The organism is Comamonas denitrificans, assembly GCF_042654745.1.
Lineage (GTDB): Bacteria > Pseudomonadota > Gammaproteobacteria > Burkholderiales > Burkholderiaceae_C > Comamonas > Comamonas denitrificans.
In genome coordinates this window covers 12,767-37,176 of the sequence record NZ_JBHSEY010000010.1, presented here as the reverse complement: position 1 = coordinate 37,176, position 24,410 = coordinate 12,767, and the positions used below count along the sequence as shown (strand labels likewise).

Genomic DNA, 24,410 nt, shown 5'->3' with positions numbered 1-24,410 from the left:
TGCAGCGGCACAATTCTGGCGAAGAAAATCCATTTCTTAATCAGGGACACTATTTTTTGCATTCATGCCTTGCGCCCCACTAGACAGCAAGCTGTGCAATCACCATCCCCTTCCCTGTGATAATCGTGAGCTTTGCTGTCTACCAGCAGTCAGCCTCGCCTTTTGCTTGCTTACACTTGAAAGTCTCAGTTCATGACCACTGGCCGCCCCCTCCAAGGCCCTTTTGCCGACCCAATTCGCAAACATCTTGAAACTGCCCGCCGCCAGATCAGCCAGGGACAGCTCAAGCAAGCAGCGCAAACTTTGAATCAAGCCCAGCGCATCCTGCCTGGCGATGCTCGTCTGTTCATGTTGGCAGCCCTGATGGCAGAAAAATCAGGCAACCAGGCAGGCGCTTTTGATGCCATGCGCCGCTGCCTCAACGTGGCTCCCAATTGGGGGCCAGGGCTACTCGAGTCGGCTTTGCTACATGCCCGCCACGACCAATTTCCCCAAGCGATCGAACTGGCCGAAAAAGTGGCGAAGCTGGAGCCTCATAACATCCAGGTTCTGGCTGGAGTAATCGATGTTGCCCACCGTGCTGGCCACACCGAGATGGCTGTACGCCACCTGCGCCGTGGCCTGGAATTGGTGCCGGGTGATATGGAATTGCGCCGGATGCTGGCGCAGGATCTTAGTGCCCTGGGTCAGCACGAAGAAGCGCTAACGCTTTGGAATGATTTGGTAGCAGAAAACCCAGGCAATCAATACGCACTCGAAGGTCGCTTGCAAGCACTCACCGCAGCAAACCAAATCAACAGTCCACAGGCCCAAGAAGATGCGGCCGCCCTGCTGGCATTGCAACCTGACAATCCGATATATGCGTACCAGCACCAATTAACCCAAGGTCAGACTCCAGACCAGCAACCCATTGAAATCAGTCGTGATTTGTTTGATGGTATGGCGGAGGGGTACGACCTGCATATGGTGGGCCAACTGGGGTACCGCCTGCCCAAGCTGGTGGCAGAAAAAATCACCCAGCGCCATCCGCAAAAAGACATCAACGTGCTCGACCTGGGCTGTGGCACTGGTCTGCTGGGGGTATACCTGGGTCGCCTCAACGGCCACCTGATTGGTGTGGACGTAGCGCACAAGATGATTGAGCAAGCGGCCCGCCACCAGGTGTACGACCGCTTTCACATGGTCAATCTGCACGATGCCTTGCAAGCCACCCCAGATGGGCTGTACCACGTACTGACAGCACTAGATGTATTTATCTATGCAGGCGATTTGACGGCTGCATTGCCCAATGCCCAGCGCATCCTGCTCCCTGGTGGGGTGCTGTACTTCTCATGCGAAATTGCCCCTGAAGACGGGCCAGATCTGATTCTGCAGGCCAATGGACGCTATGCCCACAAACGCAGCCATATCGAAGCCTTGTGCGCACAAGTGGGTCTGGAGACGACGGTAGAGGAGTTGATCTTGCGCCAAGAGGCGGGACAGCCTGTATCGGGTTTACTGGTGACGGCATACAAGCCTGAGGCTGGCACTGACCAGACGTAAAGCGCAACGATTGGCATGAAGATTTTTCTCGGTTACCGGCAAACCGGCCTAGCCCCGGCCTGCGCCCTGACCATCGGCAATTTTGACGGTGTCCACCGTGGCCACCAGGCCATGCTGGGGCTGCTGCGGGCCGAGGCCGCCCAGCGCGGCCTGCCCAGTTGCGCGGTGACGTTCGAGCCGCACCCGCGCGACTACTTTGCCAAGGTGCTGGGCAAGCCCGAACTGGCCCCGGCCCGCGTGGGCACGCTGCGCGACAAGCTGGCGCAATTGCGCGTGTGCGGACTCGATCAGGTGGTGATCCTGCCGTTCAACCACGCGCTGGCCAGCTTGAGCCCCCAGGCCTTTATTGACGAGGTGCTGCTCGGCGGCCTGGGCGCGCGCTACGTGCTGGTGGGCGATGATTTTCGGTTTGGTGCCCAGCGGGCGGGCGACTACGAGTTGCTGGACCGCATCGGCCAGGCGCAGGGCTTTGAAGTGGCCCGCATGAACAGCTATGAAGTGCACGGCGTGCGCGTCTCCAGCACCGAAGTGCGGGCCGCCCTGGCCGCAGGCGACATGGCCGGGGCCGAGCGCCTGCTGGGCCGCCCCTACACCATCAGCGGCCATGTGGTGCACGGACGCAAGCTGGGCCGCAAGCTGGCCGAAAGCGCCCCCGGCCTGGGCGATGGCTTTCGCACCTTGAATTTGCGCTTTGACCACTGGAAGCCCGCTGCCAGCGGCATCTTCGCCGTGCTGGTGCATGGTTTGACGGACCAGCCCCTGCCGGGCGTGGCCAATCTGGGCATCCGCCCCTCGCTCGACCCCAACGATGTGAACGGCGGGCGCGTGCTGCTGGAAACCCACTGCCTGGACTGGCCGCCGCACCTGGGCGGTGATGGGGGCTACGGTAAAATCATCCGCGTGGAACTGCTGCACAAACTGCACGACGAGCTGAAATACGACAGCCTGGATGCGCTGACCCGGGGCATCGCGCAAGACTGCTTGGATGCCCGCGCCTTTTTTGCTGCCCAACGCAGCGGCAACGATGTCGCCCCCGCACAAACCCAGCGCCAGACCACGCGCGACCGAATTTGATGCCGGGCATCACCTTCACCCATTTGCACCGGCCCTTCCGGTTTTCCTCCCCCTGAATTTCCAGCCCAGGCCCCGCCCTGGGCTTTGCCTTGAAGCGAGAAAGATTTTTCATGTCCGAACAGCAATCCCCGAAAAAAGCCAAAAACGCCCCCAAAAGCGGCAATGAAAGCGCCTACCGCGCCACGCTGAACATGCCTGACACGCCCTTTCCCATGCGCGGCGACCTGCCCAAGCGCGAGCCGCAATGGGCCAAGGACTGGGACGAGCAAGGCATCTACAAGCAACTGCGGGCTGCCCGCCAGGGAGCGCCCAAATTCATCCTGCACGACGGCCCGCCGTATGCCAACGGCCAAATCCACATCGGCCACGCGATGAACAAAATCCTGAAAGACATGATCGTCAAAAGCCGCCAACTGGAGGGCTTTGATGCGCTGTACACCCCCGGCTGGGACTGCCACGGCCTGCCCATTGAAAACGCCATCGAAAAACTGCATGGCCGCAACCTGCCGCGCGACGAGATGCAGGCCAAGGGCCGCGCCTTTGCCACCGAGCAGATTGCCCAGCAGATGGCCGACTTCCAGCGCCTGGGCGTGCTGGGCGAGTGGGACCACCCCTACAAAACCATGAACTTCGCCAGCGAGGCGCACCAGCTGCGCGCGCTGAAAAAGGTCATGGAGCGCGGCTTTATCTACCGCGGCCTGAAGCCCGTGTACTGGTGCTTTGACTGCGCCAGCTCACTGGCCGAGTTTGAAATTGAATATGCCGACAAGCCCAGCCAGACCCTGGACGTGATGTTCCCCACGGCCGCGCCGGAGCAACTGGCTGCGGTCTTCGGTCTGGCAAAGCTGGACAAACCCGCCTTTGCCGTGATCTGGACCACCACCGCATGGACGATTCCGGCCAACCAGGCGCTGAACGTAAACCCCGCGCTGGAATACAGCCTGGTCGATACCGAGCGCGGCCTGCTCATCCTGGCCAGCGCCCTGGTGGAAAAATGCCTGCAGCGTTGGGGCATCAGCGGCCAGGTGGTGGCCACTGCCGTGGGGCAAAAGCTCGATCGCCTGCCCTTCAAGCACCCGCTGGCCCATGTGGACCCGGGCTACGACCGCCTCTCGCCCATCTACGTGGCCGAGTACGCCACCGCCGAAGACGGCACGGGTATCGTGCACAGCGCCCCGGCCTACGGGGTGGACGACTTCAACAGCTGCGTGGGCAACGGGCTGGCGTACAACGACATCCTCAACCCCGTGCAAGGCAATGGCCAGTACGCGGCCGACTTTCCGCTGTTTGGCGGCCAGCCCATCTGGAAGGCCGTACCGCTGATCATTGATGCCCTCAAGGTGGCCGGCCGCCTGGTGGGCACCGCCGGCATCACGCACAGCTACCCGCACTGCTGGCGGCACAAATCGCCGGTGATCTACCGCGCTGCCGCCCAATGGTTTGTGCGCATGGACGAGGGCGAAGGCGTGTTCACCGATCCAGCACAAAAACCGGCACAAACGCTGCGCCAGATTGCGCTGGCAGCTATCGAAAACACCAGCTTTTACCCCGAAAACGGCAAGGCCCGCCTGCGCGACATGATTGCCAACCGGCCCGACTGGTGCATCTCGCGCCAGCGCAGCTGGGGCGTGCCGCTGCCGTTCTTTTTGCACGTCGATTCGGGCGAGCTGCACCCGCGCACGATGGAAATCATCGACCAGGCGGCCAGCATTGTTGAGCAAGGCGGCATCGAAGCCTGGAGCCGCGTCACCACCGAAGACATCCTGGGGGCCGAAGACGCACCGCACTACACCAAAAGCCTGGACATTCTGGAAGTGTGGTTCGACTCGGGCAGCACCTTCTGGCACGTGCTGCGCGGCACGCACGCCGGCATGCACCACGACGAAGGCCCCGAGGCCGACCTGTACCTGGAAGGCCACGACCAGCACCGCGGCTGGTTCCACAGCTCGCTCTTGCTGGCCAGCGCCATTTTTGGCCGCGCACCGTACCGGGGGCTGCTCACGCACGGCTTCACGGTGGATGGCCAGGGCAAGAAAATGAGCAAATCGCTGGGTAACACCGTCTCGCCGCAAGAGGTCAGCAGCAAGATGGGCGCGGAAATCATCCGCCTGTGGTGCGCCTCGACCGACTACTCGGGCGATCTGGCCATTGACGACAAAATCCTGGCCCGCGTGGTCGATGCCTACCGCCGCATCCGCAACACGCTGCGCTTTTTGCTGGCCAACACCAGCGATTTTGATGCCGCCAAGGATGCCGTGCCCTACGCGCAGATGCTGGAGATTGACCGCTGGGCGCTGGCCCGCGCGGCCGAATTTCAGGCCGAGGTGCTGGGCCACTTCAAGGTGTACGAATTTCACCCCGTGGTGGCCAAGCTGCAGCTGTTTTGCTCCGAGGATTTGGGCGGCTTTTACCTGGATGTGCTCAAAGACCGCCTCTACACCAGCGCTGCGGGCAGCGTGGCGCGGCGCAGCGCCCAGACGGCTCTCCACCAAATCCTGCACGCCATGCTGCGCTGGATGGCACCCTTCCTGTCGTTCACCGCAGAAGAGGCCTGGAAGATTGTCGGCGGCGGCAGCCCTTCCATCTTTTTGGAAACCTACCCCACCCTGCCTGCGGGCGATGCGGCGCTGCTGGCCAAGTGGGAACGCATCCGCGCCATCCGCGACACCACCAACAAGGAAATCGAAAACCAGCGCGAGGCCGGCCACATTGGCGCCTCGCTGCAGGCCGAGGTGACCCTGAGCGCCACGCCCGAAGACCTGGCCCTGCTGCAATCGCTGGGCGAGGATTTGAAGTTCGTCCTCATCACCAGCGCCGCGCAGGTGCAGGCTGGCGACGCGCTGGCGGTGCAGGTGCAAGTCAGCCACCACGCCAAGTGCGAGCGCTGCTGGCACTACCGCGCCGACGTGGGCGTGAACCCCGAGCACCCCACCCTGTGCGGGCGCTGCGACAGCAACCTGCACGGCAGCGGCGAAGTGCGCAGCATTGCCTAAGCCGATTCAATCAGATCAAATAAAACAGCTGCTACCGCTGATTTAACAAGCGTTTCAGGGCAAAAACACCTTGAAATGCTTGTTTTAAAAGCGGAACAAGCTATTGATTTATGCACACCTCTTCCCCTTCCCGCCCCCGCATCTGGCCCTGGCTGGCCTGGGCGCTGCTGATTCTGGTGCTCGACCAGCTGACCAAGCAGTGGATATTGCGCCACTACGCGCTGTGGGACAGCACGCCCGTCACCAGCTTTTTCAACATCGTGCGGGCGCACAACACCGGGGCGGCCTTCTCCTTTCTGGCCGACCACGGCGGCTGGCAGCGCTGGCTGTTTGTCGGCATCGGCGTGGGGGCCACGGTGCTGATCACCTGGCAGCTGCGCAAATACCCAACGCAAAAGCTGTTTTGCTTTGCGCTGGCCAGCATCCTGGGCGGGGCAATTGGCAACGTGATCGATCGGCTGATGCACGGCTACGTGGTCGATTTTTTGGACTTTTACTGGGGCAGCCGCCACTTTCCGGCCTTCAACGTGGCCGACATGGGCATCACCCTGGGCGCGGCCCTGCTCATCCTGGACGAGCTGCTGCGCAGCCGCCGCAGCAAGCCCGCCGCGCCGTGAGTGGGCGGCCCAGCTGCCAGCGGGCTTGTTCGCCCCGGCGTATATTGGCGGGCTTGATTTCTTAGGGTTTATGCAGCATTTACTCAATCTTTTGGCCGCCATTGCCCTGCTGGTGTGGGGCATCCAGATGGTGCGCACGGGCATCTTGCGCGTGTTTGGTGCCAACCTGCGCCAGCTCATCTCCCGGGGCGTGAGCACGCGGCTGACGGCCCTGCTCTCGGGCGTGGGGGTGACGGCCATCGTGCAGTCGAGCACGGCCACGGCGCTGATTGTTTCGGCCTTTGTGGGGCAGGGGATGATTTCGCTGACCTCGGCCCTGGTCATCATGCTGGGGGCGGATGTGGGCTCCAGCCTGATGGCGGTGGTGTTCTCGCTGGACCTGTCCTGGCTGTCGCCGCTGTGCATCTTCACCGGCGTGGTGCTCTTTGTGGCCCGCCAAGACACCACCGCCGGGCGCGTTGGCCGCATTTTGATCGGCCTGGGGCTGATGCTGCTGGCCCTGCGGCTGATTACCGAGGCCACCTTGGTGCTCACCCAGTCCGAGACGGTGCGCACGCTGCTGCTGGCCGTCACCAGCGACATCACGCTGGAGATCATCACCGGCGCGGTGCTGGCCGTCATTTCCTACTCCAGCCTGGCCACCGTGCTGCTGGTGTCGGCCCTGGCCGGCTCGGGCGGCATTCCGGGCGATGTGGCCCTGGGGCTGGTGCTGGGGGCCAACCTGGGCAGCGGCATGCTGGCCCTGCTGACCACGCTCAAATCCAGTGTGCAAGTGCGCCAGGTGCCGCTGGGCAACCTGCTGTTCAAGGTGGTTGGCGTGGTGGCCATGGTCGGGCTGATTCAACCCTGGCTGACCTACATTGCCCCGCTGGTGCCCAATATCGGTGCCCAGGTGGTGCTGTTTCACCTGCTGTTCAACCTGGTGGTGGCGCTGCTGTGTGTGCAATTTACCGGGCACTTTGCCCGGGTGGTCGAAAAAATCCTGCCGCCCGAGGTGGCCGCCCTCTCCTCCACCCGGCCGCACCACTTGGACACCTCGGCACTGGCCACCCCCTCCCTGGCCATTTCTTGTGCAGCCCGCGAGGCCCTGCACCAGGCCGACATCGTCGAAACCATGCTCGTGGGCCTGAAAAAAGTCTGGGAAGACAACGATGCCACCCTGGCCCAAGAGCTGCGCACGCTGGACGACCGGGTGGACGACCTGTATTCCGCCATCAAGTACTACCTGACCAAAATCTCCCGCGCCGAACTCGATCAGCGCGAGGGCCAGCGCTGGACCGAGGTGATCAACTTCACCATCAACATGGAGCAGGTGGGCGATTTGGTTGAGCGCATCCTGCAAGAGATCGAAGACAAAAAAATCAAAAAAGGCCGGGATTTCTCCAGCGCCGGGCTCGAGGAGATCAACGAAATGCACGCCCATCTGGTGGCCAACCTGCACCTGGCGATGAGCGTCTTTTTGAACGGCAATGTGCGCGATGCCCAGCGCCTGCTCAAAGAAAAAGCGCGTTTTCGCGATTTGGAACTGGCCTACGCCGCCAGCCATTTAAACCGCCTGTCCGACGGCAAGGTCAAAAGCATTGAAACCAGCGCCCTGCACATTGACATGATCAGCGACCTCAAGCGCATCAACTCCTTGCTGTGCTCACTGGCCTACCCGGTGCTGGAGGCCGCCGGCCTGATCGAGCCACGCCTGAAAGATTTGTAGCCGCTGCCGCAGCCGCCAGGCCGCTGCGGCTGCACACCCAGTGGCTGGGCAAGCCCGCCATCTTTCCTGCCACGCTGGCCTGCGCTGGCCCAGCCCGGCGTTAGCATTCGCGCAATGACTGCACCTTTGAACCTGGGCACGGTTGCCCTCTTAACCGCCGCCGCCCTGCTGTGGGCGGGCAACGCCATCGTCGGGCGCTTGATTTACGAGCTGATCTCGCCCTTTACCCTGAACTTTATCCGCTGGGCCGCCGCCTGCGTGCTGCTGCTGCCCATTGCCTGGCGCGTGCTGAAAAAAGACGGCCCACTGTGGCCGCACTGGAAGTCGTATGCCGTGCTGGGCTTTTTGGGCATCGGCTGCTACAACAGCCTGCTGTATCTGTCGCTAAAAACCTCCAGCCCGCTCAACGTCACCCTGGTCAGCGCCAGCATGCCCATTTGGATGCTGGGGCTGGGTCGCCTGTTTTGGGGCACCGCCATCAATGGCCGCCAGATTCTGGGGGCGCTGCTCTCGATTTGCGGGGTGGTGCTGGTGCTCACCCGGGGGGACATCGAGGTGCTGCGCCACCTGCAACTGGTGCCTGGCGACCTGTTCATGCTGCTGGCCACGCTGATTTGGTCGCTCTACACCTGGCTGCTGACCAAAGCCCCCGGCCCGCAAGAATTTAAAAGCGACTGGGCGCAGTTTTTGTTCGCCCAGGTGCTGTTTGGCGTGCTGTGGTCGGGCCTGTTCACGGCCACTGAAGCCAGCCTGGGGGCTTTTCACCTGGTGCTGGGCTGGCCGCTGATAACGGCGCTGGTGTTCATCACCATTGGCCCAGCCATTTTGGCCTACCGCTTCTGGGGCGCGGGGGTGCGCCGCTCCAGCCCCACGGTGGGCGGCTTTTTTGCCAACCTGATCCCGCTGTTTACCGCCATCTTGTCGGTGCTGGTGCTGGGGCAAGCGCCGCAGCTGTACCACGCCGGGGCGTTTGTCTTGATCGTCGGCGGCATTTTGGTGGCCTCGCGCCGCTAAGCATCAGCCCCTGCAGCTGCGCAGCCAGCGCAGCCGCCCACCCTACTCACCCCAACAGCGCATCGGCCAGGGCGTGGCCGTTTTCACCGCACAAGCGCTTCCCGTCTGACTCACCGCAGCTGTCCGAACGCAGCGCCGCAGGCGCGAAGTGAGTTCTGCGGTGCCAGGCTGCTGCCACACGCCTTCTTTGCCTCCCTTCTTGCGCGGGCAAGAAAGGAGGTCGCCTGCCGGGGCGAGTCCCGGCCAACAGCCCCAAAATCAAAAAAGAAAGCTGCTAGCGTAAGCAAACATTGAGTTTTCAGTCATTTCAACCTTCAAACCCAATAATCACCAGCGCAAGCAGCTTCTGTTTTAAACCCTCCCGTGGGGAGCCTTAGAACGTGTTCACGATCTCCTCATGGGTGTGCGGGCGCGGCTTCGGGCGGTCTGCGTCGTTGCAAATCCTCGCAATAGCCAAGCTATTGCTGTGGTTTGCGCCTCGCAACCCATCCCGAATCGCATCCCCCACACCTTCATTCGAGATCATGAACACGTTCTTAAAACGTGCCTGGGTACAAACCACCATCGGCCAAGATGTTTTGCCCATTCACATACCCAGCCTGCTGGCTGCACAAAAACGCACAAATCGCACCAAACTCGGCCGCTGTGCCAAAGCGCTGGGCGGGCACCAGGGCCTGCTGGCTGGCCCGAAAGGCCTCGGGGGTTTGCCCCGTTTTGGCCGCGCCCCCAACAAAGGTGGCTTGCAGGCGGTCGGTATCAAACTTTCCGGGCAGCAGGTTGTTCATGGTGATGCCCTTGGCGGCCAGCTCCGAGCGGGCCAGCCCGGCGATAAAACCGGTCAAGCCGCTGCGGGCCCCATTGGACAGGCCCAGGATGTCAATTGGCGCTTTCACCGCGCTGGAGGTGATGTTCACAATGCGGCCAAAGCCGCGCGCCGCCATGCCATCGACCACCGCCTTGATCAGCTCGATGGGGGTGAGCATGTTGGCATCGACCGCGGCCATCCACTGGTCGCGCTGCCAATCGCGAAAATCGCCGGGCGGCGGCCCACCGGCGTTGTTCACCAAAATATCCACATTCACCCCTGGCCCCCCCACCGCAGCGCGGCCTTCGGGCGTGGTGATGTCGCAGGCCACGGCAATGACTTGAGGGGGTTTTTGGCCACTGGCCCTTGCCCAGTCTGCGGCAGTTGCTCTTAATTTTTCAGCTGCTTGCTGCAACGGGCCTGCGGTGCGGGCATTGATGACCACGTTCACGCCTTCGGCTACCAGCGCCTGCGCACAGCCAAAGCCCAGCCCTTTGCTGGCGGCGCACACCAGCGCCCATTTACCGGCAATACCTAAATCCATGCTTGCTCTCCTTGCTGAAAAACCCTGATTGTTGGCTTCTTTATTGATGGTGTTTGCCAAACAGCCGGTGGTGCAAGCGCCGCAAGCTCCACCACACCGAGAAGGCCACCACCGGAATGGCCAGCGCCGCCGTGCTCTCGGCCGACAGCGGCCAGCCCAGGCGGTGCGCCCCTTTGGCCAAATAGCTGATCAGGCCGGTGATGTAGTAGGTAATGGCGGCCACGGACAGGCCCTCCACCGTCGATTGCAGTTTGAGCTGCATGGCCTGGCGCTCGTTCATGCTGCCCAGCAGCTGCTGGCTGCTTTGCTGCTGCTCGATCTCGACGCGGGTGCGCAGCAAATTGCTCACGCGCGAGACGCGCTCAGACAAGGCGTTTTGCCGCCGCGCGGCCCATTCGCAGGTGCTGCGGGCCGGGGTCAGCCGCCGCGCCATGAATTCTTGAAAACTCAAAAAGCCTGAGAGGCGCTCTTCCTGCAAATCCACAATGCGTTTCTCGACCAGCTCAAAATACGCTCGGCTGGCCGAAAAGCGGGCGTGGCTGGCGGCGTATTCGCTCTCCACCTGCCCGGCCAGGCGCGTGAGGCGATCGAGCAGCGCGGGCTCGGACTGGCGATCGGCCTGGCGAATTGCCTGGGCCAGCTCGGCCAGCTCTTGCTCGGCCTTGCCCAGCACCGCCACCGCATGGCGGGCCGCCGGCATGGCCAGCAGGGCCATCATGCGGTAGGTTTCCATCTCCAGCAGACGCTGCACCAGCCGCCCCAGGCGCGGGGCCGAAATCTCCGGCCCCGGCTGCACCAGCATGCGCGAGCAGCCATCGGCATGGATGGCAAAGTCGGTACACACCTGGGTTTGCCCCCGGTGTACCAAGGAGCCGGCCAAGGTGTCGGTATTGAGCATGTGCTCCACCACCTGGGCCAGGCCCCCTGGGCCACATTGGGCGGTTTGCACAATCCACAAATGGATACACGCCAGGCTGTGCCCAGGCAAGGCGGCCAGCCAGGCTTGCGGCACCTCTTCTGCCGCCGTGGGCGGGCTGCGCGTGTCCAGCAGCACATCGCTGGGCAGGGGGACTTGAAACGTCCAGCTGACAAACTCGGTGTGCAGCTCCCAACGCAGGCGAAAGCCGCCCACATCGACGCGCACATGGGTGGTGTGCTCATCCGGAACGCTGCGGTGGTGGTCGCGCAACAAGGCGGCCAAATGCTGGCGGCTGGCCTCGCGCTGGGCGCTGTCGCAGACCATGACCAAGTGGGTCAGCGCGGTGGGCGCGGCAATTGACTCGGGCGGGCGGGCGTGAATCTCGTTGTGCAGCGAGGCACGTTGCGGGTGCTGGGCGGGCAAAGACACAACTGGCATGGGCGCAAAACCTTGAAACCTGGGAAGAACCCGCAATTGTGCGCGATGAAGCTTACACATCCGCCCTTAGAACGTGTTCACGATCTCCTCATGGGTGTGCGGGCGCGGCTTCGGGCGGTCTGCGTCGTTGCAAATCCTCGCAATAGCCAAGCTATTGCTGTGGTTTGCGCCTCGCAATCCATCCCGAACCGCATCCCCCACACCTTCATTCGAGATCATGAACACGTTCTTAGAACGTGTTCGCGTTCTTAGCCGGGCGCACTTTCGGCGACGGGGCGCAACACTTTCACCCATTTGGTCGCTGGCAGTTGGTAGGCCGCCTGCACCGCCTGCGCCCGCGCTTGCAGCTGCAGCACATCGTGCGGCTGGGCCACGCGCAGGGCCAGCACGATGGTGTTGCCCTCGCGCGTGGGTTTAAACGCCCAAACGTTTTCAGCCCCAAAGGCCGTGCAAATCTTCTCCAGACTGCGGGCGTAGCTGCTGCGCCGACCAAAGAGATTGACCGTCATGCAGCCTTCCGGGGTGAGCATGGCGCGGCAATCGGCATAAAACTCGGCACTGTCCAGCACCGGCGCGGCCGCTTCGTGGTCGTACAAATCCACTTGCAAGGCATGCACCGCGCCCTGCCAATCGGGGTGGCGAATCGCCTCCCCCGCATCGGCCTGCAGCACCTGCAGGCGTTCGTTGTCCGGCGGCAGTTTGAACCAACCCCGGCAGGCGGCAATCACCTGCGGGTTGATCTCGATGGCCGTGGTGCGCATGCCCAGCGTTTTGTAGTGAAACTTGGTCAGCGCCGCGGCCCCCAGGCCCAACTGCACGGCCTGCAAAGCCGTCAAATCCTCATCGGCCGGGGTAAACAGCAGCCAGGCGACCATGCGCTGCACATATTCCAAATCCAGCATGTAGGGGTCTTTGAGCCGCATCGAGCCTTGCACCCAGGGCGTGCCCAGGTGCAGGTAGCGGGCGATGTCGCCTTCGGAAACGCTGACCGCCGGCAAATCGACCGCTGCTTTATTTTTTTTACGAGTGACCACAACACCGCCTCAATAACAACGGGGCCCGCAGGCCCCGAGGAGAAAAGAAAAATTCGAGTGCTCCCTAGGGAGCAGTACGCTGGGCCGAAGTATGCGCCAAGCCGGCATTGCGCAAAAACTCCGCCGGCACTTGCAAGCTGGGGCGGGTGCCGTATTGCTCGTGCAATGTGAGCAAAGCATCCAGGTTGGGATCGCGCAGCATGACCGTTTTGCCATCCTGGGCCGCCACGGCCACCACATTCGGGGCGGCCGTTTGTGCCAATTGCGGGGCGATAGCCGTGGGGGCTTGCACCATCAGCACTTGCCAGCCCACCGCCGCCACGGCAGCGATTGAGGCAAAACCGGCCGCCAATTTCCACCGAAACACCGAGGCATTGGCCGCCGGGTCGCGCTGCTGGGCCGACGCTAAGGCCGGCGCTTGCACTTGCTCCAAAACACCAGGAGCCACTGCCACCCGCGGGGCCGATACCGATTCAGCGGCCGTTTCTGCTGCTGTTTCTGCTGCTGTTTCCGCTACCGGTTCCGATAGCGCTTGCAAAGGCGGCTCTTGCGCCAATTGCGCCCGCAGCCCCGAAAGCAAATCGTGCTGGCTGTGGTGCGCCAAATCGGGCGAGCGCAGCACATCGCCCACCAGGTGGTAAAGCTGCCAATTGGCCTGGCCCTGGGCATCTTCGGCCAAGGCCAAGGCCTGCTCCAGCTCGGGCCCAGTCAATTCGCCATCGACCAAGGCCGAGAGCAACTCCTGTGTATTTACAACATCGTCTTTCATGGTTCTACCTGCTGTTTGCGGACAGCCCGCATCCCCTGTTACCAGCGCTTGCCCGTTTGGCGCTCCAGCATCGGTTTGACCCGTGCAGAAATCGCCTCGCGAGCGCGAAAAATGCGAGAGCGCACCGTGCCAATCGGGCAAGCCATGGCCTGCGCGATTTCGTCGTAGCTCAGCCCTTCGATTTCGCGCAGCGTCACCGCTTGGCGCAATTCTTCGGGCAAGGCCGCCATGGCCTCTTGCACCGCAGCGGCAATTTCTTGCGCGGCCAAAATGGTCTCGGGCGTCTCGTCCGTGCTTGGTTCGTGCCGGTTGCGAAAAGTTTCATCATCGTCTTGCGCCGGAGCCAACGCGCTTTCGGTCAGCACCGGATCGCGGCGCATATCCATCAAGAATTTTTTCGCCGTATTTACCGCAATGCGGTACAGCCAGGTGTAGAACTGCGCCTCGCCGCGAAACTGCGGCAGGGCCCGGTAGGCACGCAAAAAAGTTTCTTGGGCAATGTCTTGCACCAGATCATGGTCCCGCACCATGCGGGCAATCAGCCGCTCAATGCGGCGCTGGTATTTGATCACCAGCAACTCGTACGCCCGCTGATCCCCGGCCACGGTGCGCCGCACCAGTTGCATATCACTGTCGTTCGATGAGAGGGGCAAAGAAGGTGCGTTCATGCAGTCAAAAAAAGGGCTTCTCACTGCACCGGCGGCTGCAGCATCCAAGAAGGGCTGGAATATACCGCACGGCGCAGCGCCAACCAGTCATGAGGGTGGCGCGATGACGGTGCTTGGACCCAGAAAAAATAGCTGCCCACGTCTGTTTTTACGTGCAATCCAAGGGCTATTTGCATATCTATGGCCACTTTTAAAGCGGTAATAGCTATACATTTTTCTTCTGCAGCAGCACCAGCGGTATCACCATCGGCATTCGCCTGCCACGACCATGCCTGCCGGTCCCAGCGCAAACGGCCACGCGGCAAATGGCGCCAGGTCTTTCTGGCCCCCCACACACCCAGCGCCCACACCGCCAACAACCCCAGCGCCACCCGCCCACTGCTGGCCCAGCCGACATAGGCCACGGCGGCCAAGCCCAAACAGGCCAGCACCAGCAGCGCGGCACCAAGCAGCCACCCAGGGCCGACCTGCACGGTGACGGCAGGCGGGCTGTGGTGGCGCAGCGTCATAACGACAAAACCCGCTTGGGCCTTTCGGCCAAGCGGGTGAAGTTGAAAACAGCTGGCATCGACAAGACTGGCTGGGTCGAGCGCTGCAGCGGTGGGCGTTAAACGCGCTTGAAAACCAAAGAGCCGTTGGTACCGCCAAAGCCAAAGTTGTTTTTCAGCGCCACTTCAATCTTGGCATCGCGGGCGGTATTGGCGCAGTAGTCCAGATCGCACTCGGGATCTTGGTTGAACAGATTGATCGTGGGCGGAATTTTCTGTGTATGCAGCGCCATCACAGTGAACACACTCTCAATCCCACCAGCACCGCCCAGCAGGTGGCCGGTCATGGATTTGGTGGAGCTGACCACGGTTTGGTAAGCGGCATCACCCAAGGCGGCTTTGATGGCGTTGGTTTCGTTCTTGTCGCCCAGCGGGGTGGACGTGCCGTGGGCGTTCAGATAATGGATTTGGTCGGGATTCACCCCGGCATTGCGCATGGCATTGAGCATGGCACGGCGCGGGCCGTCCATGTTGGGGGCCGTCATGTGCCCGGCATCGGCGCTCATGCCGTAACCGCTTAATTCAGCGTAAATTTTGGCACCACGGGCTTTGGCGTGTTCGTACTCTTCCAGCACCAGCACGCCAGCGCCTTCGCCCAGCACAAAGCCATCGCGGTCTTTGTCCCAGGGGCGCGAGGCGGTGGCCGGATCATCGTTGCGCGTGGACAAGGCCCGCATGGCGGCAAAACCGCCTACGCCCAGGGGCGAAACCGTGGCTTCGGCCCCCCCGGCAACCACGATGTCGGCATCGCCGTATTCGATCATGCGCCCGGCTTCACCAATGCAGTGCAGGCCCGTGGTGCAGGCCGTGACGACCGACAGGTTGGGGCCTTTAAAGCCAAAGCGCATGGAAACATGGCCAGCCACCATATTGATGATGGAGGCGGGCACAAAAAATGGGGTAATGCGGCGCGGGCCGCGATGGGAGAGCTCGATCTGGGTGTTTTCGATCAGCGGTAAACCGCCAATGCCCGAACCCACCACGCACCCAATGCGCGTGGCCAGCTCTTCCGACAAGGCTTCGCCCGTGGGCAAGCCAGCGTCTTTCACGGCTTGTTCGGCTGCGGCGATCCCGTAATGGATGAAGGAGTCCATGGTGCGGGCATCTTTGCTGCTCATGTACTCTTCGACGTTAAAGCCTTTGACTTCGCCTGCAATCTTGCAGGAAAAAGCCTCTGTATCGAACTTGGTAATCAGGCCAATCCCGGATTGACCGGCCAAGATATTGGCCCAGGCGCTTTGTACCGTGTTACCCACGGGACTAATGCAACCCAGGCCGGTCACGACAACGCGACGACGGCTCATGCGTTTTAACCTTTACTGATCGCTGGCAGACACAAGCCCAAAGGCTTAAGCCTTGTGGTGGGTGTTGGCGTAGTCGATGGCGTTTTGCACCGTGGTGATTTTTTCAGCATCTTCATCGGGGATTTCGATGCCGAATTCATCTTCCAGGGCCATCACCAGTTCCACTGTGTCCAGCGAGTCGGCACCCAGGTCGGCCACAAAGGCTTTTTCGTTGGTGACTTGAGACTCTTCAACGCCGAGTTGCTCAGCAATGATTTTTTTGACACGTGTTTCAATATCGCTCATGGTTTCCCTCAGGGGTTGTGTAGAAATGAACCCGCGATTCTAGCCGCATCAGCAGGGCTTGCTGAAAACGGCTTGCCGTCGCGAGGAAACGGCATAACTTCATGCGCAAATGGCAATTACATGTACATGCCGCCATTCACCGCCAACTCTTGGCCCGTAATGTAGCCTGCTTCGTTGGATGCCAAAAACGCCACGGCATGGGCAATATCACTAGGGTCACCCAGCTTGCCCAGCGGAATTTGGGCCGCCAAGGCGGCTTTCTGCTCTTGCGGCAGCACCGCTGTCATATCGGTGGCGATAAAGCCCGGTGCCACACAGTTCACGGTGATGTTGCGGCTGCCCAGCTCACGCGCCAGGGCGCGGCTCATGCCAGCCACCCCGGCTTTGGCGGCGGCGTAGTTGGCCTGACCGGGGTTGCCCATGCTGCCAACCACGCTGGTGACGCTGATGATGCGGCCAAACCGCTGCTTCATCATCGGGCGAATAGCCGCACGGCTAAGTCGGAATACGGCTTTCAAATTGGTGTCCAGCACGGCATCCCACTCGTCATCTTTCATGCGCATGGCCAGCTGATCTTTGGTGATGCCGGCGTTGTTTACCAACACGTGCAGGCCGCCATCGGTTTTCACGATGGAATCGAACAAAGCCTCGACGCTGGCCGCGTCATTCACATCCAGCTTCACGCCACGGCCACCCTGGTCGATCAGGGCCGCGCTGATGCGCTGGGCTCCCTCATCGGAGGTGGCGGTGCCAATCACGGTGTAGCCACGCTGGGCCAGCTCCTGGGCAATGGCGGCACCAATGCCACGGGTGGCACCGGTCACCAAGGCAATACGGGGGGTAGCTTGTGTCATGCGAGTAACTCCTTTACTTCTGCCAAGGTGGCGGGGTCGTACAGGGCGGCGCCGATCAGGTCGGCATCAATGCGCTTGACCATGCCGGCCAAGACTTTGCCCGGGCCACACTCCACCACGTGGGTGATGCCTCGGGCCTTGAGGGCTTGCACGCTTTCGACCCAGCGCACCGGGCCAAAAGCCTGGCGGTACAGAGCATCGGCAATGGCCGCCCCTTCGTGCACCACGGCCACGTCAATGTTGTTGATCACGTCGATTTGAGGGGCGGCAAAGGTAATGCCCGCCAACGCGGCTTTTAATTGCTCGGCCGCTGGCTGCATCAGGCTGGAGTGAAACGGCGCCGAGACCGGCAGCGGCAAAGCGCGCTTGGCTCCTGCAGTTTTCATAGCTGCTCCCGCAGCATCCACGGCGGCTTTTGAGCCTGCAATCACGGTTTGCCCGGGATCGTTGAAGTTCACTGCTTCCACAACCTCAGCACCGCCCAAATCGGCCGTGACTTGGGCGCACACGGCTTTGACCTTCTCGGCATCCAAACCCAATACCGCAGCCATGGCACCGACACCCACCGGCACCGCCGCCTGCATCGCTGCCGCCCGCAGGCGCACCAGGGGAATGGCTTGCCCCAGGCTTAACACCCCAGCGGCGACCAAGGCGGAATATTCCCCCAGCGAATGCCCGGCCACGGCATCGGGCAGCGCCCCGCCTTCGGCCTGCCAAACGCGCCAGGCCGCCACGCCCGCGAGCAGCATCACCGGCTGGGTGTTGGTGGTCAGGGCCAGCGCCTCTTTGGGGCCCTGGGCTATCAGTGCGCCCAGGTCTTCACCCAGGGCATCCGAGGCCTCTTGCACGGCTTGGCGCACGGCAGGGTGGTCGCCCCAGGCATCCAACATGCCGACGGCTTGCGAGCCTTGGCCCGGAAAGACAAAAGCAAATTTTTTCATCGTCTAAAATTTTTAATAAAACAAGGCTCTAACGCTTACCAGTAAAGCGTTAGCAGCTACATTTTTACCAAAACCGCACCCCAGGTGAAGCCACCGCCCACCCCTTCGAGCAGGACATTTTGCCCCGGCTGCACCTGCCCAGAGCGCACCCCGTAATCCAGGGCCAGGGGGATCGAGGCCGCCGAGGTGTTGCCATGGTCATGCACGGTGACAATCACTTTGTCCATGGACAGCTTGAGCTTGCGGGCCGTGCTTTGCATGATGCGGATATTGGCCTGGTGCGGAATCAGCCAGTCGATGGCCCGCTCATCCAAACCGGCTTTGGCCAAGGTGGCATGAGCGACTTTTTCCAGCACGCCAACAGCCAGTTTGAACACCGCTTGCCCATCCATGGTGAGCAGGGGCGAGCCCAACACTTTGCCGCCGCTGACGTGGCCGGGCACGCACAGAATGTCGGTGTAGCGGCCGTCAGCATGCAGATCGCTGGCCAAGATGCCTGGGGTATCGGAAGCCTCCAACACCACCGCGCCCGCACCGTCGCCAAACAAAACGCAGGTGGTGCGGTCCTGGAAATCCAAAATCCGGCTAAAGACCTCGGCCCCCACGACCAAGGCACGGCGGGCATTGCCGGCGCGGATCATGGCATCGGCCACCGTCAGCGCATACACAAAGCCGCTGCACACCGCTTGCACATCAAACACTGGGCAGCCATTGGTGATGCCCAGTTTGTTTTGCAAGATGGCGGCGGTAGAGGGAAACACCATGTCCGGCGTGGACGTGGCCACGATGATCAGGTCAATGTCCTGCGCCGCAATGCCCGCAGCGGCAATGGCTTGCAAACTGGCTTGCAGGCCCAAATCGCTGCTGGTCACCCCTTCGTCGGCGAAGTGGCGGGCGTGGATGCCGGTGCGCTCAACAATCCATTCATCCGAGGTTTGCACCCCGCGCTGGGCCAAGTCGGCAACAAGGTCATGGTTGGTAATGCGGCGCGGTGGCAAATAGCTACCGGTGCCGGTGATGCGCGCAAAACGAGAAACAGAGGTCATAACAAGGCTTCAGCGGCACTGGCCGTAGTGGTGGCTGCTGCCAAAAGCGGAGCAGCGGCAACAATGCGCCCCCGGACTTTGTCCAGCAGCTGGTTGCGGGCCGCATCATACGCACGATTGAGCGCGTGCTCATACGCGCGGGCATCGGCCGAGCCGTGGCTTTTGAACACCAGGCCGCGCAAACCCAGCAGGGCCGCGCCGTTGTAGCGGCGATGGTCCATGCGCGCCATCAGCGCTTTTAGCACCGGATAAGCAACGATAGCGGCCATTTTGGTGAAAATGTTGCGTTTAAATTCATGCTTCAAGCCGCCGACAATCATGCCCGCCACGCCCTCGCTGGCCTTTAAGGCAACGTTGCCGACAAAACCGTCGCAGACCACGATATCAACGGTGCCTTTGTAAATATCGTTGCCTTCGACGTTGCCGTAAAAATTCAGCGCCCCGGCCTGCCCGGCAGAGCGCAACAGCTCTCCCGTGCGCTTGATAGTTTCATTGCCCTTGATGGCCTCTTCCCCAATATTGAGCAAACCCACACTGGGCTCGGGCCCACCCGGTTGCAGGGCGGACACCAAGGCCGCGCCCATGACGGCAAACTGCAGCAAATGCTCGGGCTGGCAATCCACATTGGCCCCCAAATCCAAGACAGTGGTGGCACCGCCTTTTTCTTGGGGCATTTGGCTGGCAATCGCTGGGCGATCAATGCCCTCGATGGTTTTCAGAAGATAGCGTGCAATCGCCATCAAAGCGCCGGTATTGCCAGCAGATACGGCAACATCAGCCTTGCCATCTTTGACCTGCTGAATCGCTACGCGCATGGAAGAGTCTTTTTTCTTGCGCAGCGCTATCTCTATCGGGTCATCCATGGCCACCACTTCGCTGGCCTCGATCACCGTCACCCGGGGGCGGCTGACCCATGGGGCGAGCACCTCAGACTTGCCCACCAGGAGCAATTGCGCATCGGCATGGGTCGCTAAAAATTTTTCACACGCCTCTAAGGTAACCCGAGGGCCATGGTCGCCCCCCATGCAATCGACGGCTAAAGTGATCATCGGTAACTCTTTGCTTTATTTCTAGGCACCACCAAACAGCAAAGCCCGCGCTACAGGGTAGCTGCGGGCTTTGTTGGGGCAGCCAATGCTGGTATTTAAGCTTCGGCTTTGTTTTTCAGCACTTGGCGGCCACGGTACACACCATTGGGGCTGATGTGGTGACGCAGGTGCACTTCGCCCGTGGTCGCCTCAACAGCAGTGCCCGGAGTGGTCAGTGCATTGTGCGAACGGTGCATACCGCGTTTGGAAGGGGACTTTTTGTTTTGTTGAACAGCCATGGTGGCTCCTGGGTCTTAAGGGGTTGGTAAAAAACGCGAGCAGCCCATTAAAGACACGAGGGTTTCGCGCGAAGCCTGCGATTATAGCCCAAACTTAATCTGCGCTACCGCCTGCCTTGCGCAATTGCGCCAGGGCTGCAAAGGGATGGGGTTTTTCGGGCGCATCTTCCACGTGGGCAGCCGCATCATCAAACGCCAGCGGCTGCGGGCAGATGCCATGCTGCGGCACCAGGGGCAAGGCCATGAGCAGCTCATCCTCAATCAATGTTTGCAGATCAAAATCGCGGCTCATCACCAGCAGGTCTTCTTCGCTGTCGTCATCTTGGGCTTGCGCGGTGGCTTCGTCTTTGACAAAACGAAAATCACGCTGCACTTCCAAAGGCACCTCGACCGGTTGCAGGCAACGCTGGCAGGTCAAGGTTGCCTGGGTGTGCACTTCCAGCACCAGCCACGCATGGCCTGCGCCACCGGTTTGCGCCTGCCACTGGCCCTGGGCATGCCAAGTGACGCTTTCGGCAGCAGGGTCGCCCAAAACTTCTTCGGCAAAACGGGGGTAGGCGGCCAAGGGGGTTTGCCCCTGCAGGGTGTGCTCGCCTTGGGCAAATGCGGCGATGTCCAGGTGCTGAACGTTGAATGCTTTGGATTCTTTCGACATAGGGCGGCAGTGTAAGAGAATCTGCCCCATGCCTGACCTCTCCCCCCCCTCTTCCCCCTCCACATCTGCAGCCCGCCCTCTTATTTTGGGCTCCACCTCACGCTACCGGCGTGAATTGCTCGAGCGCCTGCGCCTGCCCTTTACCGCCATCGCGCCGCTGGTGGATGAAACGGCCTTGCCGGGCGAAGCGCCGTTGCAGCTGGCCGAGCGCCTGGCGCTGGCCAAAGCCCAAGCCGTCGCAGCGGCGCATCCAGAGGCCATCGTCATTGGCTCGGACCAGGTGTGCGATCTGCATGGCCAGGCCTTGGGCAAACCCGGCACCCACGCCAAAGCCGTGGCGCAATTGCAGGCCATGCGCGGGCACAGCATGGTGTTTCACACGGCCGTGGCCGTGGTCTGCCAACACAGCGGTTTTTGCCAAAGCCACACCAGCCAGGTGACGGTGCAGTTTCGCGACCTCAGCGATGCAGAAATTGAGCGCTATCTGCGCTTGGAGCAACCGTATGACTGCGCCGGCAGCGCCAAAAGCGAAGGCCTGGGCATCAGCCTGCTGGATGCCATCCACAGCGACGACCCTACGGCCCTGATTGGCCTGCCGCTGATTGCCACCGCCCGCTTGCTGCGCCAGGCTGGAGTGGTGTTGCCATGAGCACGCCCAAACCACCCCTGGGCCGCTTGTTTTTAGTGCCAGCGCCGCTGGACTTTGGCTGCGCCAGCCAGGCCCCGCTGGAGGCGGTGCTGCCCAGCGGCACGTTGCAGCGGGCCGCCCAGCTGACCCATTGGGTGTGCGAAAACGCCAAAAGCTGCCGCGCTTATTTAAAGCGCATTGATGCCCTGATTCCCTTGTCCGCACCGCTGCAAAGCCACTCCATTCAAGAGCTGCCGCGCCATGTGCATAAAAAAGGCGACCACGCCGGCAGCGCAGCCCAAGGCTGGGGGGCGCAAACCCTGCTGGCGCCGCTGCTGGCCGGGAACGATGTCGGTTTGCTCAGCGAGGCCGGGATGCCGGCAGTAGCCGACCCGGGCAGCTCGGTGGTGCGGGCCGCGCACGACATGGGGGCGCAGGTGCTGCCCTTGGTGGGGCCGGTGTCGTTGCTGCTGACGTTGGCCGCCAGCGGTTTGAATGGCCAAAGCTTTGCCTTTCAAGGCTATTTGCCGCAAGACGCAGGCGAGCGCAGCCAGCGCATCCGCCAGCTTGAGAGCCTGAGCCTCAAAACCGGGCAAGCGCAAATTTTTATTGAAACGCCCTACCGCAACCCTGCCCTGTGGCAAGCACTGCTGGCGCATTTGCAACCCACCACCCGATTGGCCGTGGCCAGCGGCCTGACCCTGGCAGAGGCCGATATCCAATCGCGCAGCGTGGCCGATTGGCGCACCAAAGACTGGGCACCGGCCAAGCACACGCCCACTGTTTTTGCTTTTGGCCAGTAAGCTGGCCAGGAAGACAATATAAAAAGAGCTGTTTACGCTTGAATTTAGTTGATTTCAATATCAAAAAGCATTGAAACTTACTATTTACAAGCGCAAACAGCTCTCTTTTTTAGCGCAGACTCACGCCCCAGCTTTTTCCTGCCTGCACCGCCCCCTCGCCCAAGGCCGCACCAAAGCGCTTGGCCAGGCGTTCGGCCACGTTGTCGCGGCGGGTGTAGTCGATGATGTCTTCGGCCTGCACGATGTCGCGGGCCACAGAGTCCAGTGACCCCAGTTGATCGGCCAGGCCCATGGCCACGGCCTGCTCGCCCGTCCAGAACAGGCCGCTAAAGGTGTCGGCCGTTGCATGCAGGCGCTTGCCCCGCCCTTGCTGCACCACGGTGATGAACTGCTGGTGGATGGTGTCCAGCATTTCCTGCGCATGCTCGCGCTGCTCTGGCGACATGGGGCTGAACGGGTCGAGCATGCCTTTGTTGGCCCCGGCGGTGAGCAAGCGGCGCTCCACGCCCAGCTTTTCCATGGTGCCGGTAAAGCCAAAGCCATCCAGCAACACGCCAATGCTGCCAACCAGGCTGGCCTTGTCCACGTAAATCTCATCGGCCGCAGCTGCAATGTAGTAGGCCGCCGAGGCACAGGTTTCTTCCACCACGGCGTACACCGGTTTTTGGTGCAAGGCTTTTAACCGCAGGATTTCATCGTTGATCATGCCGGCCTGCACGGGGCTGCCGCCCGGCGAGTTAATCAACAAGACCAACGCCTTGGAGCCGGAATCTTCCAACGCCGAGCGCATGGCGGCATTGACAAATTCGGCACTGGCATCGGCACCGCTGGCGATTTCGCCCTTGATCTCTACCACCGCCGTGTGCGGGCCCGAGACGGTGGTGGTGGCCCCTTCTTTGCCAAAGAACCAAATCGCTGCACCAAACAAGCCCATCCAGAGCAGGCGCCAAAAAATCCTCCAGCGCCGCGCAGCCCGCTGCTCATTCACGGTGGCCAGCACCAGGCGCTCGAGCACCTCGCGCTCCCAGGCGGTATTGCCAGCGGCCTGTGCGCCAGGTTGCTGCCATAAGTCTTGACCGGGCTGCTGCGAAGCGCCCGAGGGGGGCAAATGATTCATAAATGCCTATCTGTGCAAAGTGCAAGTGCAAACAAAGGGCGCAGTGTATGCCAGCACCCCTTCAAGAAAATGACGAGAAATAGGGCTTTATCCCTGCATCAGCAGCCAATCGCGCAGCTGGGGCACGGTATCGGCCGTAAACAACGGGGCACACTGGGCAAAGGCGGCCGCATTGTGCGCCCCATACGACACGCCCACGCTGGCGCAGCCGGCATTGCGGGCCATGAGCAAATCGTGCGTGGTGTCGCCAATCATCAGCACCCGCTCGGGCGGCACATCCAACTCGGCCATCAGCTCTTGCAGCATCAGGGGGTGGGGCTTGCCTGCCGTTTCATCGGCCGTGCGCGTGGCATCAAACACGGAGCCAAGCTGGGCCTGCTCCAGAGCGCTGTTCAGCCCCACGCGGCTTTTGCCCGTGGCCACGGCCAAATAATGCCCACGGCCACGCAGCTCATGGAGCAGTGGCTCAATCCCGGCAAACAAAGTCACCTGCGCTTGCAACTTTAAATAGTGGTAACGGTAGCGGTTGGACAGCTCGGCATGCTTCTCGCGCGGCACATCCGGGGCGGCGTGGGCCAGTGCGGGGCCCAGGGCCATGCCAATCACATAGGCGGCCTGTTCATCGCTGGGGCGCTGGCCGCCCACATCCAGCACGGCCTGCTGGATGCTGCGGGTAATGGCCACGGTGGAGTCAAACAAAGTGCCATCCCAGTCAAAGGCGAGCAAATCAAAACGGCGGTCAGGCGCAGTCACGGTGGGTTCTCCAAAAAATCAAAA

24 protein-coding genes are annotated in these 24,410 nt (G+C 61.6%); 8 read left to right on the top strand and 16 right to left on the bottom strand.

Annotation, left to right across the window (positions count from 1 at the left end; genetic code table 11):
• Positions 1–192 precede the first annotated feature (192 nt).
• The 6 genes from ACFO24_RS02105 to ACFO24_RS02080 all read left to right on the top strand — a co-directional run bounded on the left by ACFO24_RS02105 (position 193) and on the right by ACFO24_RS02080 (position 8,948).
• Positions 193–1,542, top strand: a complete 1,350-nt coding sequence (locus ACFO24_RS02105; RefSeq protein ID WP_377736548.1) for a methyltransferase domain-containing protein — start codon at positions 193–195, stop codon at positions 1,540–1,542.
• A gap of 15 nt (positions 1,543–1,557) precedes the next feature.
• On the top strand, positions 1,558–2,616 hold the full coding sequence (locus ACFO24_RS02100; protein ID WP_377736547.1) for a bifunctional riboflavin kinase/FAD synthetase: 1,059 nt from the start codon (positions 1,558–1,560) through the stop codon (positions 2,614–2,616).
• 110 nt (positions 2,617–2,726) lie between these two features.
• Positions 2,727–5,609, top strand: a complete 2,883-nt coding sequence (ileS, locus tag ACFO24_RS02095) for an isoleucine--tRNA ligase (RefSeq protein WP_377736546.1) — start codon at positions 2,727–2,729, stop codon at positions 5,607–5,609.
• Positions 5,610–5,719: 110 nt separating this feature from the next.
• The gene (gene lspA / locus ACFO24_RS02090) at positions 5,720–6,226 is read left to right on the top strand and encodes a signal peptidase II (RefSeq protein ID WP_377736545.1); all 507 of its coding nucleotides are present in this window, start codon (positions 5,720–5,722) and stop codon (positions 6,224–6,226) included.
• A 70-nt stretch (positions 6,227–6,296) separates the two neighbouring features.
• Entirely contained in the window at positions 6,297–7,934 is a 1,638-nt protein-coding gene (locus tag ACFO24_RS02085) for a Na/Pi cotransporter family protein (protein ID WP_207573820.1), read from the top strand.
• 114 nt (positions 7,935–8,048) lie between these two features.
• Positions 8,049–8,948 (top strand): DMT family transporter, encoded by a 900-nt coding sequence (locus tag ACFO24_RS02080; protein WP_377736544.1) that lies wholly within the window; start codon positions 8,049–8,051, stop codon positions 8,946–8,948.
• 536 nt (positions 8,949–9,484) lie between these two features.
• On the opposite strand, the gene ACFO24_RS02075 is transcribed toward ACFO24_RS02080, so the two are convergent.
• The 14 genes from ACFO24_RS02075 to ACFO24_RS02010 form a co-directional block, all read right to left on the bottom strand.
• Positions 9,485–10,297, bottom strand: a complete 813-nt coding sequence (locus tag ACFO24_RS02075) for an SDR family oxidoreductase (protein ID WP_377736543.1) — start codon at positions 10,295–10,297, stop codon at positions 9,485–9,487.
• A gap of 40 nt (positions 10,298–10,337) precedes the next feature.
• Complete coding sequence (locus ACFO24_RS02070; protein ID WP_207573817.1) at positions 10,338–11,654, bottom strand: DUF3422 family protein; 1,317 nt, start codon at positions 11,652–11,654, stop codon at positions 10,338–10,340.
• 248 nt (positions 11,655–11,902) lie between these two features.
• Complete coding sequence (locus ACFO24_RS02065; RefSeq protein ID WP_207573816.1) at positions 11,903–12,688, bottom strand: class I SAM-dependent methyltransferase; 786 nt, start codon at positions 12,686–12,688, stop codon at positions 11,903–11,905.
• 64 nt (positions 12,689–12,752) lie between these two features.
• Complete coding sequence (locus ACFO24_RS02060) at positions 12,753–13,457, bottom strand: sigma-E factor negative regulatory protein (protein WP_377736542.1); 705 nt, start codon at positions 13,455–13,457, stop codon at positions 12,753–12,755.
• Between the two features lie 38 nt (positions 13,458–13,495).
• Complete coding sequence (rpoE, locus tag ACFO24_RS02055; protein WP_377736541.1) at positions 13,496–14,125, bottom strand: RNA polymerase sigma factor RpoE; 630 nt, start codon at positions 14,123–14,125, stop codon at positions 13,496–13,498.
• Positions 14,126–14,145: 20 nt separating this feature from the next.
• Positions 14,146–14,634 (bottom strand): hypothetical protein, encoded by a 489-nt coding sequence (locus ACFO24_RS02050; protein ID WP_377736540.1) that lies wholly within the window; start codon positions 14,632–14,634, stop codon positions 14,146–14,148.
• 98 nt (positions 14,635–14,732) lie between these two features.
• Entirely contained in the window at positions 14,733–15,977 is a 1,245-nt protein-coding gene (gene fabF, locus ACFO24_RS02045; RefSeq protein ID WP_207573812.1) for a beta-ketoacyl-ACP synthase II, read from the bottom strand.
• A gap of 45 nt (positions 15,978–16,022) precedes the next feature.
• Positions 16,023–16,262, bottom strand: coding sequence for an acyl carrier protein (gene acpP, locus ACFO24_RS02040; RefSeq protein WP_207573811.1), 240 nt, complete (start codon positions 16,260–16,262; stop codon positions 16,023–16,025).
• A 116-nt stretch (positions 16,263–16,378) separates the two neighbouring features.
• Positions 16,379–17,116 carry a 3-oxoacyl-ACP reductase FabG gene (fabG, locus tag ACFO24_RS02035; RefSeq protein ID WP_207573810.1) on the bottom strand — a complete coding sequence of 246 codons (738 nt, stop codon included), beginning with the start codon at positions 17,114–17,116 and terminating at the stop codon, positions 16,379–16,381.
• Positions 17,113–18,057, bottom strand: coding sequence for an ACP S-malonyltransferase (gene fabD / locus ACFO24_RS02030; RefSeq protein ID WP_207573809.1), 945 nt, complete (start codon positions 18,055–18,057; stop codon positions 17,113–17,115). Before fabD ends, fabG begins: the two co-directional genes overlap by 4 nt.
• A 56-nt stretch (positions 18,058–18,113) precedes the next feature.
• Positions 18,114–19,103, bottom strand: a complete 990-nt coding sequence (locus ACFO24_RS02025; RefSeq protein WP_377736539.1) for a beta-ketoacyl-ACP synthase III — start codon at positions 19,101–19,103, stop codon at positions 18,114–18,116.
• The gene (plsX, locus tag ACFO24_RS02020) at positions 19,100–20,152 is read right to left on the bottom strand and encodes a phosphate acyltransferase PlsX (RefSeq protein WP_377736538.1); all 1,053 of its coding nucleotides are present in this window, start codon (positions 20,150–20,152) and stop codon (positions 19,100–19,102) included. The genes ACFO24_RS02025 and plsX overlap by 4 nt, the downstream gene beginning before the upstream one ends.
• Positions 20,153–20,247: 95 nt before the next feature.
• A complete protein-coding gene (gene rpmF / locus ACFO24_RS02015) occupies positions 20,248–20,430 on the bottom strand; it encodes a 50S ribosomal protein L32 (protein WP_207573806.1) in 183 nt (60 codons plus the stop codon).
• Between the two features lie 94 nt (positions 20,431–20,524).
• Entirely contained in the window at positions 20,525–21,085 is a 561-nt protein-coding gene (locus ACFO24_RS02010) for a YceD family protein (protein WP_377736537.1), read from the bottom strand.
• Between the two features lie 28 nt (positions 21,086–21,113).
• Between ACFO24_RS02010 and ACFO24_RS02005 the strand changes: the two genes are divergently transcribed.
• Together ACFO24_RS02005 and ACFO24_RS02000 are read left to right on the top strand one after the other, a co-directional pair.
• Complete coding sequence (locus tag ACFO24_RS02005) at positions 21,114–21,734, top strand: Maf family nucleotide pyrophosphatase (RefSeq protein WP_377736535.1); 621 nt, start codon at positions 21,114–21,116, stop codon at positions 21,732–21,734.
• Positions 21,731–22,516 carry an SAM-dependent methyltransferase gene (locus tag ACFO24_RS02000; protein WP_377736534.1) on the top strand — a complete coding sequence of 262 codons (786 nt, stop codon included), beginning with the start codon at positions 21,731–21,733 and terminating at the stop codon, positions 22,514–22,516. The genes ACFO24_RS02005 and ACFO24_RS02000 overlap by 4 nt, the downstream gene beginning before the upstream one ends.
• 109 nt (positions 22,517–22,625) lie before the next feature.
• Here ACFO24_RS02000 and ACFO24_RS01995 read toward each other — a convergent pair whose 3' ends face one another.
• Together ACFO24_RS01995 and ACFO24_RS01990 are read right to left on the bottom strand one after the other, a co-directional pair.
• Positions 22,626–23,633 (bottom strand): S49 family peptidase, encoded by a 1,008-nt coding sequence (locus ACFO24_RS01995; RefSeq protein WP_377736533.1) that lies wholly within the window; start codon positions 23,631–23,633, stop codon positions 22,626–22,628.
• 87 nt (positions 23,634–23,720) lie between these two features.
• Positions 23,721–24,386: an HAD family hydrolase gene (locus ACFO24_RS01990; RefSeq protein WP_377736532.1), complete on the bottom strand. Its 666-nt coding sequence runs from the start codon at positions 24,384–24,386 to the stop codon at positions 23,721–23,723.
• Positions 24,387–24,410: the final 24 nt, after the last annotated feature.

Excerpts from the sequence above, each read along its gene's own strand:
- ileS (WP_377736546.1), top strand. The coding sequence starts at position 2,727 with ATGTCCGAACAGCAATCCCCGAAAAAAGCCAAAAACGCCCCCAAAAGC.
- fabF (WP_207573812.1), bottom strand. The coding sequence starts at position 15,977 with ATGAGCCGTCGTCGCGTTGTCGTGACCGGCCTGGGTTGCATTAGTCCC.
- ACFO24_RS02085 (WP_207573820.1), top strand. The coding sequence starts at position 6,297 with ATGCAGCATTTACTCAATCTTTTGGCCGCCATTGCCCTGCTGGTGTGG.
- ACFO24_RS02025 (WP_377736539.1), bottom strand. The coding sequence starts at position 19,103 with ATGACCTCTGTTTCTCGTTTTGCGCGCATCACCGGCACCGGTAGCTAT.
- ACFO24_RS02105 (WP_377736548.1), top strand. The coding sequence starts at position 193 with ATGACCACTGGCCGCCCCCTCCAAGGCCCTTTTGCCGACCCAATTCGC.
- rpmF (WP_207573806.1), bottom strand. The coding sequence starts at position 20,430 with ATGGCTGTTCAACAAAACAAAAAGTCCCCTTCCAAACGCGGTATGCAC.
- ACFO24_RS02075 (WP_377736543.1), bottom strand. The coding sequence starts at position 10,297 with ATGGATTTAGGTATTGCCGGTAAATGGGCGCTGGTGTGCGCCGCCAGC.
- ACFO24_RS02005 (WP_377736535.1), top strand. The coding sequence starts at position 21,114 with ATGCCTGACCTCTCCCCCCCCTCTTCCCCCTCCACATCTGCAGCCCGC.
- ACFO24_RS02080 (WP_377736544.1), top strand. The coding sequence starts at position 8,049 with ATGACTGCACCTTTGAACCTGGGCACGGTTGCCCTCTTAACCGCCGCC.
- ACFO24_RS02070 (WP_207573817.1), bottom strand. The coding sequence starts at position 11,654 with ATGCCAGTTGTGTCTTTGCCCGCCCAGCACCCGCAACGTGCCTCGCTG.
- lspA (WP_377736545.1), top strand. The coding sequence starts at position 5,720 with ATGCACACCTCTTCCCCTTCCCGCCCCCGCATCTGGCCCTGGCTGGCC.
- plsX (WP_377736538.1), bottom strand. The coding sequence starts at position 20,152 with ATGATCACTTTAGCCGTCGATTGCATGGGGGGCGACCATGGCCCTCGG.
- fabD (WP_207573809.1), bottom strand. The coding sequence starts at position 18,057 with ATGAAAAAATTTGCTTTTGTCTTTCCGGGCCAAGGCTCGCAAGCCGTC.
- ACFO24_RS01995 (WP_377736533.1), bottom strand. The coding sequence starts at position 23,633 with ATGAATCATTTGCCCCCCTCGGGCGCTTCGCAGCAGCCCGGTCAAGAC.
- ACFO24_RS02010 (WP_377736537.1), bottom strand. The coding sequence starts at position 21,085 with ATGTCGAAAGAATCCAAAGCATTCAACGTTCAGCACCTGGACATCGCC.
- acpP (WP_207573811.1), bottom strand. The coding sequence starts at position 16,262 with ATGAGCGATATTGAAACACGTGTCAAAAAAATCATTGCTGAGCAACTC.
- rpoE (WP_377736541.1), bottom strand. The coding sequence starts at position 14,125 with ATGAACGCACCTTCTTTGCCCCTCTCATCGAACGACAGTGATATGCAA.
- ACFO24_RS02050 (WP_377736540.1), bottom strand. The coding sequence starts at position 14,634 with ATGACGCTGCGCCACCACAGCCCGCCTGCCGTCACCGTGCAGGTCGGC.
- ACFO24_RS02060 (WP_377736542.1), bottom strand. The coding sequence starts at position 13,457 with ATGAAAGACGATGTTGTAAATACACAGGAGTTGCTCTCGGCCTTGGTC.
- ACFO24_RS02000 (WP_377736534.1), top strand. The coding sequence starts at position 21,731 with ATGAGCACGCCCAAACCACCCCTGGGCCGCTTGTTTTTAGTGCCAGCG.
- ACFO24_RS02100 (WP_377736547.1), top strand. The coding sequence starts at position 1,558 with ATGAAGATTTTTCTCGGTTACCGGCAAACCGGCCTAGCCCCGGCCTGC.
- fabG (WP_207573810.1), bottom strand. The coding sequence starts at position 17,116 with ATGACACAAGCTACCCCCCGTATTGCCTTGGTGACCGGTGCCACCCGT.